Here is a 10,447-nt window from a genome sequence, read left to right on the forward strand (position 1 = left end):
GGCTTGGGCTTCTTTGGCGGTGTGGCTGCTGGCCCAGGATTTGGTTTCCGCCATTTTGTTTTTGAATTGGTCGAAAACTTTTTCGATATCCCATCTATGACAAAGGGACAGGCCTTTAGTAGGAATTGAGCTTGCCGAATGCCACGGGTTGGGTAGGGTGAAGCCATGAGACGGGCACGTTGGCTGGCTGAATGGCGGAACTCGGAAGGGAAACCGGTGTTTTACCATTGCATTTCACGCGTGGTGGAGCGGCGGTTTGCGTTTGGGGCGGAGGAGAAGGAAAAGTTTCGCACACTGATGCGCATGCAGGAGAAATTCACGGGTTGCCGGGTGGTGGCTTATTGTCTGATGTGCAATCACTTCCATTTGCTGCTCGAAGTGCCTCCGATAAATGTGGAGGGGATTTCGGACGAGTTGCTGTTCAAGCGATTGTCGGCGATTTACAGCGAAGCGTTCGTTGCAGAAATTGCGGCGCAACTGGCCGACGCTCGCAAGGTCGGTCAGGAAAAGCGCATCGCGGAAATTCACGAGCGCTTCACGTATCGCATGCACGATCTGGGAGAGTTTATGAAGGGGCTGCTGCAACGGTTCACCCAGTGGTTCAATCGCACGCAAGGTCGGACAGGTCGACTTTGGGAGGATCGATTCAAAAGTGTGATCGTCGAAGATGGATTTGCGGCGAAGACGATGGCGGCTTATATCGATTTGAACCCGGTCCGTGCTGGTATGGTGAAGGATCCGGCGGATTATCGTTGGAGTAGCTACGGCGAAGCGATCGGCGGCGGCCCGAAAGGAAATGGCAAGACAGCCAGGGCGGGATTGGTGCGAGCCTTGCGCGCTCACAAAGGTGTCGGTGCGGATGCGGGTTTTTGGAAAAATGATGTCGCTCGGGAATATCGCAAGGTGCTGATGGAAGGAGCTTTGGAGAAATCCGAAGAGGTGATTGACCGATCCGGAAAACGGGTGAAGCGGACTTTGCGAAAAGGAATTTCACGCGCGGAGGCGGAACGATCGTCGAAGGATGACGGTGATTTGCCAATGGCGGCGACTCTACGAAGGCGCGTCCGTTATTTCAGTGATGGTGCGGTGATTGGCAGTCGCTTGTTCGTGAACGAGGCGTTCCACGCTGCGCGGGATCGGTTCGGAGAGAAGCGGAAAGATGGAGCTCGAAAACTGCGTGGGCAAGCGGCGGGCCTAGCAGAGAAATTATGGAGTTTCCGCGATCTGCGCCAAGGCGTTGGCTGATGCGACAAGCGGCGGGACGCCGCTTGCACGGCCTGCGACGGGACGTCGCAGCCACGATGATGTGCAGGCATGCCGGAGGCGGCTTGGAATGGCATTCAGGAATCTGCGCGAAGGCGTATGCGGATGGGAAAAGGGGGAGAGTGGGCACCTCGGCGAAACAACGCAGTTGATCCTGTGCCGGATCGCTGGGAGGATGGGGCGTGCTCCCGTGGTTTTCGAATGACAAGTTTCCCCTATACCTCGCGCCGATGGCGGGGGTGACGGACGTGATTTTTCGCCGGATTTGTAAAGAACTCGGTGCGGATGTGATGGTGACGGAATTCGTTTCAGCAGAGGGCATCATGCAGGCGGATGATCGGACCCGGAAATACACCGAGTTCACCGACGAGCAACGCCCGGTCGGGGTGCAGTTGTTCGGCGCTGACGGCGCGCGCATGGGGGAGGCGGCGAAAAAGATCGTCGATTGGAAACGGCCCGATTTCATCGATATCAATTTCGGCTGCCCGGTGAATAAAGTGGTGTCCCGCAATGGCGGCTCCTCACTGCTCCGGGATTGCCCGGTGTTGGAATCGGTGGCGGCGGGCGTGGCAAAGGCAGTCGGAGATATCGTGCCGGTGACAGCAAAAATCCGCATTGGCTGGGATGAAAACTCGGTGAATGCGGTGGAGGTCGGAAAAATTCTCGAAGGTTCAGGAATGCAGGCGATCGCCGTGCACGGTCGGACCCGGGCGCAAGGCTATGGCGGTGAGGCGAATTGGAACGTCATCGATGCCGTCGCGCGGGCCGTTTCGGTTCCGGTGATTGGCAATGGCGATATCTCGACGGGTGCCGATCTGGTGAAACGCAAAACCGAAACGGCGGTTTCCGGGGTGATGATCGGGCGGGCTGCGATGCAGAATCCGTGGGTTTTCCGTGAGGCGAAACATTATCTCGAAACCGGCACGACGCTTCCCCCGGTGCCGTTGGCGGAGCGCTGGGAGCTCGTGTTGCGACATTGTCGTCTGGCCGTGGCGAGTGATCGCTATGGCTCGGAAAAGCAGACTCTCACGGCGATGCGGTCCCGGCTGATGAGTTACTGCAAGGGCTTTCCGGGAGCCAAAGAGCTGCGTCAGCGGCTATGCCACGTCGGTTCCGTTGCAGAAGTGGAGGATTTGGCGGGATTTTCGCTCGGTCAGGCGGAAATTGCTGAACTCTGCTGAGCTTGGTTGAAATCCCGTCTTTTCAAGCGGCTGCCGATTGTCCATTTTTTCTGCATGGAAAGCCACGATGTGTTGAAACGAGCGCTGCGTAAGACCAGTCCGAAAGCGGTGGCTGCTGAATTAGGCGTATCCCTCTCGTTGATTTACAAGTGGGCGGAGCGCCCGTCTGACGATGGCTCCGGCAGCCGGAATCCGATGGATCGGTTGCAGAAAATCATCGAACTGAGCGGCGACCACGGCATTGTCGACTGGATGTGCCGTAGAAATGGCGGCCACTTCGTGCTCGATCCGGATGTGGCCGGACACGACATCCGCCATGTGCTGCCAGCGACTCAGGAGATCATCTCGCAGTTTTCGGATCTGCTCAGCCAGATCTCGGATGCTGCGGTGGATCACTCGATCACCAAGGAAGAAGCGAAGGACATTCGCGAATGCTGGGATAAGCTCAAAAGCTATGCGGAAGGCTTTGTTCGCTGCTGTGAAAGTGGCGATTTCGAGCAAATGATGCACATCCCACCCCCATCCAAAGGGCCAACCCGCCTCGCGGTGGAGTGAATCTAACAGGCCTTGTGGTTCTGGGGCTAACGACCGATGCGCATGCCGGCGGCTTGCTGGTTTGCGCCGGTGGATACGATGGCGGCATGGTCGGAGATACCGGCTTTGATGGCTTCGATGGCCGCCACCACTTGCAGTGCTGAAGAGGCTCCCATGGCTTCCCCCAGGATTTGGCGCGGTGACCAGCGGAGTCCTTGCCAATCCGACCAAGCGGATTGCTCGGCGCGATCAAAACGGTTCACCCCAGTCGTTCCATCCACCAAAAGCGTGTCAGACGGAAGTTTCCCCAAATGGCGGCGGATTTCTAACGAAGCAGCAGCGCGGTCTTGATTGGAAAGTGAAACGGGATCGGGGAGATGGTGCAGCAGCACGTCAGTCTGGCCCGGCTCCAGATAAATCGCAGCGGCACCTTCGGACGGCAGGTAATTGCGCGAGTAGAGACTGAGGCCTTCCGCGCTCAGCCAGTCGATTTCTTCGGCAGCCACCACCAGGCAGCCGTCGACATCGCCGCGCAGAATCCACTCCACCGCCAGATCGATTCCGGTGAAAAATCCGGTGCTGTCTCCCACCAAGGTATCGTTGGGGGCGTTGCTACCGATCATCGCGGAAAGGTGGCTGGATGGCGCGTTGAAAACCGTTTCAGGAAACAGAATCGGACTAGCGACCGCCGGGTCGTTCAGCACCTCACCGAAGAACCGGTTCGAGTAGTTCACGCATCCGTTGGTGAGCGTGAAAATCACCCCGATGCGCAATTCGCCGTTTTGGGATCGGGTGCGGCGATCCTGGCCAAGGGCCTCCATCGCAGCGGCTGCGGCAAATTTGGAAATCGGGCTGGTGCGGCGAAGGCGCGGAAATTTTGGCGCAGCGGAGGCATCGGCCGGGACGCGCAAAACCGGTGTCGTGATTTTGCGACCATCGAGCTCTCTAACCATTTCCGATTTGGAAAGACTAAGGCCCGCTTGCATGGCTGCCAACAACGATGGGCTACCCCAACCGGCTGGCGATACGGCCCCGGTTCCGGTGATCGCGATTGAAGACTTCATGCGGCTCCCTCCTTGGCAAAAATGAGTGTGGCATTGGCTCCGCCAAATCCGAATGAGTTGGTGAGGACACGTTGAACGCTCGTGGTGCGCGGCTCGCGAATGAGATCGAAGGAGCACACGGGATCGGCTTCGCGAACGTGGAGGCTCGCGGGGAGAAATTGATCACGCAGGGCTAACAGGGTGATCACCGCTTCGACCGATCCCGCACCGCCTAACAAGTGGCCGATGGCGGATTTGGTCGAGCTCACCTTGATCTTGGACACTTGGTTTCCGGCCCAGCGCTGGATCGCATTTCCTTCGGCGATGTCATTCAGTGGAGTGCCGGTGCCGTGGGAATTGAGGTAGTCGATTTGTTCCGGCATCACGCCTGCCATTTCGCAAGCGGCGCGCATGGTGAGCAAAGCAGCGTCGCCTTGTGGGTTCGGTTGCGTGAGGTGATGGATGTCCGTTGCCGCGCCGTAGCCGAGGATTTCAGCCAGGATCGGAACGGATCTGGCACGCGCAGCCGCTTGTGATTCCACCACGACAAATGCCGCACCCTCGCCGAGTGCCAGTCCGTCGCGCGCGGCATCGAAGGGTCGTGGGATGCCGGATGGGCTGAGAGCTTGCAAGGCATCGAAGCCGGCGAATACGAGTTGGGACAATGCGTCGTAGCCGCCTGCTAACACGCGTTCTGCTTTTCCTGAACGAACCAGATGGAAGGCTTGGCCGATGGCATTTGCACCGGAGGCGCAGGCATTCGAGACGATGCGCAATGGGCCGCTGACTTTCAATTCCCGCGCCATCGTGGTCAGCTGCTGCTGGGATTGATAGGTTTCGACGCGCCTCAATTGTTCGGAGCGACGGGCGGTGGTCGAGAGTGACTGCCGGTAGTAGGCTTCGCCGATGGGCATGGCGGCGGCGGAGGTGCCGATGATTTGCGGCAGGTTCTGGATAGTGCCGGTGAGTAACCCTGCTTGCTCAAGCGCTTCGCGCGCGGCGTGATAGGCGAGCTGCGTGCCGCGATCCATGCGGTTCCAGATTTTTGCTCGCACTTCCGATACGGGGATCTCCACTTGCCCGGCGGTTTGCACGCGCTGGCGTGAAACATCGAACGAAGTGATGGTGGAAAAACAACTTCGCCCTGCGCGGAGGCCGACTGAGTTTTCATCCAGTCCATGACCCATTGGCGAAAGAATTCCAGCCCCGGTGATGACGACGGATCGAGGTCCGGCGGAGCTTGGGGAATCATGCGAATAGGCCACAGGGTAAATCAGGGAAGTTAAGGCTCGTCAGACCGGGTGTGTGGTAGCTAGGCACTGGCTCACGCTTCTTGTCAAATGCTCTATTTTCGTTGGTTGGAAACCTGTCGTCTTCATGCAAGCCGACCCGCTGTCTACGATGGCGCGGAGGTGGTGACATTTGGCGAACTCGCGAAGCGGGTGGAGGCCAGACCACACAGCGGAAGCCGGGTGATTGCACGATCTGGAGGGGTCGGTTTTTTCGTCGATTTGATATCCGGATGGCGTGACGGAAGCATGGTCATTCCGATCGAAAAAGATGCGCCGGAACCGAAACTCAACTCCGATCCGCCAGCTGAGACCTGCCTCGTCAAATACACGCCTGGCGCGAGCGGCATCCCGCGTGGCATTTTTTTCAACGATGCGCAGCTGATTGCGGACGGTGATCGGTTGGTGCGTGAGATGGGTCTTTCGGTCGAGGTGCCAAATCTCGCGGTGATTTCACTGGCTCATTCGTATGGATTTTCAAATATCGTCTTACCGCTGATATTGCACGGCGTGCCGGTGGTGTTGGCGCCGGTTCCGTTTCCGCGGGTGGTGGAAGAAATTTGTGCGAACCATGCAGCGTTGGCAGTGCCATCGGTGCCGTCCATTTGGCGGGCCTGGCATCGGGCAAAGATTCTGAAAAGTTTACCGATTCGTTTGGCGGTCTCGGCAGGTGCGCCGCTGTCGTTGGATCTGGAAGCGCAGGTTTACGAAACGTCCGGGATCAAGATTCGCAATTTTTACGGCACCAGTGAATGCGGTGCGATTTCATTTGATCGCTCCGAGTTGCCGCGTGTTGATGCATCGGATGTAGGGCGGGTGATGGCGGGTGTGAGTGTCTCTATCGGGAGGGATGGAAGATTGCAGGTGCAAAGCGATGCGGTTGCGATCGGCTACGATGAGTCTCGTCGTGATGATTTGTTAGGAGCTGGTTGCTATCTAACAAGAGATGTTGGCTTTGTCGATGAACGTGAAATCCTGCAATTGGTAGGCACCGTGGGGGGGGCGATCAATGTGGCGGGACGGAAAGTCAGTCCGGCCAAGGTTGAGGCGGCGCTGATGGCGACGGGTTTGGTGCGTCGGGCGAGGGTGTTCGGGATTCCAAGTGCGGACCGCGAGCGCAATGAGGAAATTTCCGCGTTGGTGGAAATGAATGATGGAGAGCGCCTGGAGCGGTTGAAGTCGTCCCTGTCCGAGCGGTTGGAAACCTGGGAATTGCCCCGGCATTGGCGGGCTGGAGCGGAATTGTGGGCATTGGGGCTGGCGGAATTGCGCGATGCTTTCCGGTTTCCATCCGCCTGATTCGCTGGTTAGCCTCGGCGGCATGCGAAACATCGATCAGTGGCTGGCTTGCGAAGAACTGGATGAACCATTCACCCACTGCATTGACTGCAAACTTCCATTGTTAGAAATCTCCGAACCGTGGTTGGTGAACAAGGAGTATTTCCGCGACGAGTGCATTCTCGAATACGCAATTTGCAAAAAGTGCCGCGACCGGACCACGGATCAACTTTCCGAAGAATCGAAGGAGGTGGTGCGCCAATTTCTGGAGCAGGAGATCGATTGGGCGAAGCGGATGAAAGAGTTCATGATGCAGCACGATCCGGCGCAGCGATTTCAGGCGTGCATTGCTTGCCGCAAAAAGCAGGAAGATTGCACCGGCTTCAGCATATCGGCGCTATTTGATTCCGAGGGGCATTTGCAAAACGGTCCCTTGCCATTGCTGGTGTGTAGCGACTGCATCGGTAGCATCACCGGGCGCTTGTCCGAGCACAGCAAAGGCGTGTGGCGTCGGTTTCTGGATGGCCATTTTGAGGGGCCTCCCAGCGATGCCAGTGTGCCCGGTTTTTTCTAACCGAAAGCATTTCTCTCAAATCACGCGTGTGAAAGCGCTTCCTCGAAGGTTGCGAGGATGTGGCCTATGGGCTCCAGCCCGCAAGAGACGCGGAGCAGGTTTTGGGAGACGCCGCAGGCTTCGACCCACTTCAGTTCATCGTAATGCGCCAACAGGGTGTATGGGCAAACCAGGGTGAAATTGGTGCCAAAGCTTGGTCCCTTGTTGAAACGGAGTGCATCGTAAACGCGCGGTGTTTTCTTCTCGGCTTTGAGAACGAAGGAAAGCAAGCCGCCGTAGCCACCGTCTTTGCGCATCACGGCGTGGTAGTGGTCGGTTTGCACCAGCGATGGATGCCAAACTTGCGCTACCGCCGGATGTTCGGACAACCAGGCGGCGAGGGCTGCGCCATTCTCGTTCACCGTTTTCATCCGCTTGGAGTAGCTGTGGAGATTCGACAGCAAAACCTCAGCATCCGCGATGTAGAGCGGGGAAGTTTTGGTCGAGTCGAGGGAGAGCGACTGGCGCAGTGTTTCCGCGAAAGGAGAGGAATCACGCACTGCAGCCATGCCGGCCATGACATCCCCGGCACCGGAGATCCATTTCGTCAGGCTGCCGGTCATGGCATCGGCGAAACGCAGGACGTCGAGATTGAATGGGCCACTGGTCGAGTCATCGACGATCAATGGAGTGCGTCCTTCATTGCAGGCTTCCGCGACGCGTTTGAGATCGACCGTCCGCAGGAGAGGATTGCTGGGAACTTCAGTGAATACCCCAGCGAATTCGCCTTGGCGGATGCGTTGCAAAGCTTCATCCAGCGAGCCGCCGGTTGCTTCGTTGAGGTAGACGACGCCATTGCCGAAGAGTTCCTGGATTTTCAGGCAATCGACGTAAGGAAATTCGAGCTGCAGCGTTTTCTTGCCGTCTTTGACTGCGGGTAGAGCTCGCAACATTGCGCTCGCCGCAGCCATGCCGCTGGAGAACACGAAGACGTCCTCTGCGGATGTGCCGAGGATTTTGGAAAGCGCGCGGGAAATCAGATGAGACTTCGTGCCCTCGCGGAGGTTGCCATCCAGACAGTCTTGAGCCTGTCGGCTGCTGACGACTTCACCGGAAAAGCGCCAATAGAAATTGGCGTCTTTCAGCGCTTTTGATGGCACGATGAGCGCTTGAAGGCCGTTGTAGCTGGTGATGCGGATCGCGGTCTCGGCGCGGCGTTCCACCCAACGATGGGCACGCTGGACGGACTCGCGGGTAGGTAGCACGAGAACTTCCTCATGCTCGGTGGCGACTTCCGATTTCGCTTTCGCGAATAGCTGCTCGACCGTTGGATGCTTGAAAAAGCGGGGATATCCGGCACGCATGCGGCGCACGACTTTGTCCCGGCCCTCTTCATAGCCAATTACCGACTCCCAAGTCGGCAGGCAAACAGAGCACGCATGGGGAGAATCGGGCAACGGCACACCCAGATCCTCCTCCTGCCAAGCTGGTTCCGCCATCAGGTCACGCATTGCGGTTCCCTCCATGACTTCCGAACGGACAAAGGGCAAGCGGGATTCGTTCTGAAGGACCAACAATCCCGAAATCTTTCACTTTTCGCAGTATCTGGAGAGGGCGTTGGCGAGGTCCCGAGCTTTCAGTGGCTTGGAAAGGTAGTCGTCCATGCCCGCATCGAAGCATTTTTGATCATCCCCGCGCATCACATCTGCGGTAAGGGCGACGATGTGGCATGGGGGTCTGCCTTCGGTGGCTTCGATCCGGCGAATTTCTTTCGTCGCATCAATGCCGTTCATTTCCGGCATTTGGACGTCCATGAGAATAATGTCCCAGGGTTGTTCTACAGCGGCCTGGTAGGCGAGTTTTCCATTGCGAACCACGTGGGGGCGAACGCCATATTGCGCGAGCAGGGCGGAGAGGAGCATTACATTGATTTCATTGTCCTCCGCGATCATGATGTTCAGCTTCTGCACCTCTTTGCTCAGCGCGAGAACTTGAGAATCACCTTTCATCTCGGCTGCGCTGATCAATTTCCGGCTGGATTTGCTCAGAGTGATGATGAAGTGAAATTCGCTGCCGGTGCCGACGCTGGATGGCTCATACCAGATTTCGCCGCCCATGAGCCGGGTAAGTTTGCGGCAGATGGCGAGGCCTAGACCCGTGCCGCCGTGGCGCCTGTTGTCAGCGGGATCGAGCTGGCTGAAATCACGAAATAGTTTTTCGCGTTTCGCTTCAGCAATGCCGCTGCCGGTATCGCGAATGATGCCGTGGAGGTAGAATTCATTCGGCCCGTGATCGGGGATGTATTCGTCGTAATTCGCGCGCAGCTCATCGTATGTTCCTTCGCGGATGTTGACGGTGACGGTGCCGTTTTCCGTGAACTTGATGGCGTTGGAAATCAGATTGCCCATCACCTGTTGCAGCCGCACTTCATCGCCAACAACCATCTCCGGCAGGGTGGAGTCGATCTCGGTGATGATTTCCACCCCGCTTTCGAGCGCCTTCGGCCGGAATAGCTCGGTCATGGACGCAAGGCATTTGTTGAGTTCGAACTGGGTGGACTCAAGCTCGAGTTTGCCGGCTTCGATTTTCGAAAAATCCAGGATGTCGTTCAGCACGGTGATCAGCGCCCGGCCGCTGGCGGCGATGGTCTCCGCGTATTTCCGCTGTTCCGGTTCCAGATCGGTTGCCAAAAGCAGATCGGAAAAGCCGAGCACACCGTTCAGCGGGGTGCGGATTTCATGGCTCATCATCGCGAGGAATTGCGACTTGGCCATGGTGGCAGCCTCCAGCTTTTGATTGAGCGAGATGAGTGTGGTATTGCTGGCCTGAAGTTGTTGCTGGCTTTCACGCAGCGCGCGCATCGCCTCATCCCGCTGGCGTTGGGTGAGAAATGCGTTCGAGTGGTATCGAATGCGTGCGATCAGTTCCTGTTGATCCGGCAATTTGACCAGATAGTCATTTGCGCCAGCGGCGAAGGCGGCACTTTTGATGCTCGGATCTTCTTTGACCGACAGCACAATGATCGGGATGCTTTTGGTCTCCGGGTTGTCGCGAAAAAGTCTGACGACATCCAGTCCGTCGACTCCAGGCATCACCAGATCCTGCAGGATGACGGTCGGTTTGATTTCCTGGGCGATCTCAATCGCTCTGGATGGATCCGGGCTGAAATGAAAATTGATATCCGGCTCGTTGAGCAGCGAGCGGCGGATGGCCTCACCAATGAATGCTTGGTCATCCAGCAACAGTACCATGATGGATGGTTCGATTTCCGGGTGGAAAGTCTTGGCTGACGAGGTCATCATGGGC

9 protein-coding genes are annotated in these 10,447 nt (G+C 57.4%); 5 read left to right on the forward strand and 4 right to left on the reverse strand.

Going from position 1 to position 10,447, the window contains the following annotated elements:
- Positions 1–165: 165 nt before the first annotated feature.
- From JIN85_RS15825 to JIN85_RS15835, 3 genes are all read left to right on the forward strand, one after another.
- Positions 166–1,245 carry a transposase gene (locus tag JIN85_RS15825; RefSeq protein ID WP_200272518.1) on the forward strand — a complete coding sequence of 360 codons (1,080 nt, stop codon included), beginning with the start codon at positions 166–168 and terminating at the stop codon, positions 1,243–1,245.
- A 200-nt stretch (positions 1,246–1,445) separates the two neighbouring features.
- Positions 1,446–2,444, forward strand: a complete 999-nt coding sequence (gene dusB / locus JIN85_RS15830; protein ID WP_200272520.1) for a tRNA dihydrouridine synthase DusB — start codon at positions 1,446–1,448, stop codon at positions 2,442–2,444.
- A 54-nt stretch (positions 2,445–2,498) separates the two neighbouring features.
- Positions 2,499–2,999, forward strand: a complete 501-nt coding sequence (locus JIN85_RS15835) for a phage regulatory CII family protein (protein WP_200272522.1) — start codon at positions 2,499–2,501, stop codon at positions 2,997–2,999.
- Between the two features lie 26 nt (positions 3,000–3,025).
- On the opposite strand, the gene JIN85_RS15840 is transcribed toward JIN85_RS15835, so the two are convergent.
- Together JIN85_RS15840 and JIN85_RS15845 are read right to left on the reverse strand one after the other, a co-directional pair.
- On the reverse strand, positions 3,026–4,042 hold the full coding sequence (locus tag JIN85_RS15840; protein ID WP_200272524.1) for a beta-ketoacyl synthase N-terminal-like domain-containing protein: 1,017 nt from the start codon (positions 4,040–4,042) through the stop codon (positions 3,026–3,028).
- On the reverse strand, positions 4,039–5,286 hold the full coding sequence (locus JIN85_RS15845) for a beta-ketoacyl-[acyl-carrier-protein] synthase family protein (RefSeq protein WP_325109641.1): 1,248 nt from the start codon (positions 5,284–5,286) through the stop codon (positions 4,039–4,041). The genes JIN85_RS15840 and JIN85_RS15845 overlap by 4 nt, the downstream gene beginning before the upstream one ends.
- 75 nt (positions 5,287–5,361) lie before the next feature.
- Here JIN85_RS15845 and JIN85_RS15850 point away from each other — a divergent pair, with 75 nt between their 5' ends.
- A complete protein-coding gene (locus JIN85_RS15850; RefSeq protein ID WP_200272526.1) occupies positions 5,362–6,609 on the forward strand; it encodes a class I adenylate-forming enzyme family protein in 1,248 nt (415 codons plus the stop codon).
- A complete protein-coding gene (locus JIN85_RS15855) occupies positions 6,584–7,162 on the forward strand; it encodes a hypothetical protein (protein WP_200272528.1) in 579 nt (192 codons plus the stop codon). Before JIN85_RS15850 ends, JIN85_RS15855 begins: the two co-directional genes overlap by 26 nt.
- Positions 7,163–7,182: 20 nt before the next feature.
- Here JIN85_RS15855 and JIN85_RS15860 read toward each other — a convergent pair whose 3' ends face one another.
- Both JIN85_RS15860 and JIN85_RS15865 read right to left on the reverse strand, forming a co-directional pair.
- A complete protein-coding gene (locus JIN85_RS15860) occupies positions 7,183–8,667 on the reverse strand; it encodes a PLP-dependent transferase (RefSeq protein WP_234047469.1) in 1,485 nt (494 codons plus the stop codon).
- Between the two features lie 63 nt (positions 8,668–8,730).
- Positions 8,731–10,443 carry a response regulator gene (locus tag JIN85_RS15865; protein WP_200272530.1) on the reverse strand — a complete coding sequence of 571 codons (1,713 nt, stop codon included), beginning with the start codon at positions 10,441–10,443 and terminating at the stop codon, positions 8,731–8,733.
- Positions 10,444–10,447: the final 4 nt, after the last annotated feature.

This window comes from Luteolibacter pohnpeiensis, from assembly GCF_016595435.1.
GTDB lineage: Bacteria > Verrucomicrobiota > Verrucomicrobiia > Verrucomicrobiales > Akkermansiaceae > Luteolibacter > Luteolibacter pohnpeiensis.

Bases quoted from the DNA above. Each gene is read 5' to 3' on its own strand.
- JIN85_RS15825 (WP_200272518.1), top strand. From the start codon at position 166: ATGAGACGGGCACGTTGGCTGGCTGAATGGCGGAACTCGGAAGGGAAA.
- JIN85_RS15835 (WP_200272522.1), top strand. From the start codon at position 2,499: ATGGAAAGCCACGATGTGTTGAAACGAGCGCTGCGTAAGACCAGTCCG.
- JIN85_RS15840 (WP_200272524.1), bottom strand. From the start codon at position 4,042: ATGAAGTCTTCAATCGCGATCACCGGAACCGGGGCCGTATCGCCAGCC.
- JIN85_RS15850 (WP_200272526.1), top strand. From the start codon at position 5,362: ATGCTCTATTTTCGTTGGTTGGAAACCTGTCGTCTTCATGCAAGCCGA.
- JIN85_RS15855 (WP_200272528.1), top strand. From the start codon at position 6,584: ATGCTTTCCGGTTTCCATCCGCCTGATTCGCTGGTTAGCCTCGGCGGC.
- JIN85_RS15860 (WP_234047469.1), bottom strand. From the start codon at position 8,667: ATGGAGGGAACCGCAATGCGTGACCTGATGGCGGAACCAGCTTGGCAG.
- JIN85_RS15865 (WP_200272530.1), bottom strand. From the start codon at position 10,443: ATGATGACCTCGTCAGCCAAGACTTTCCACCCGGAAATCGAACCATCC.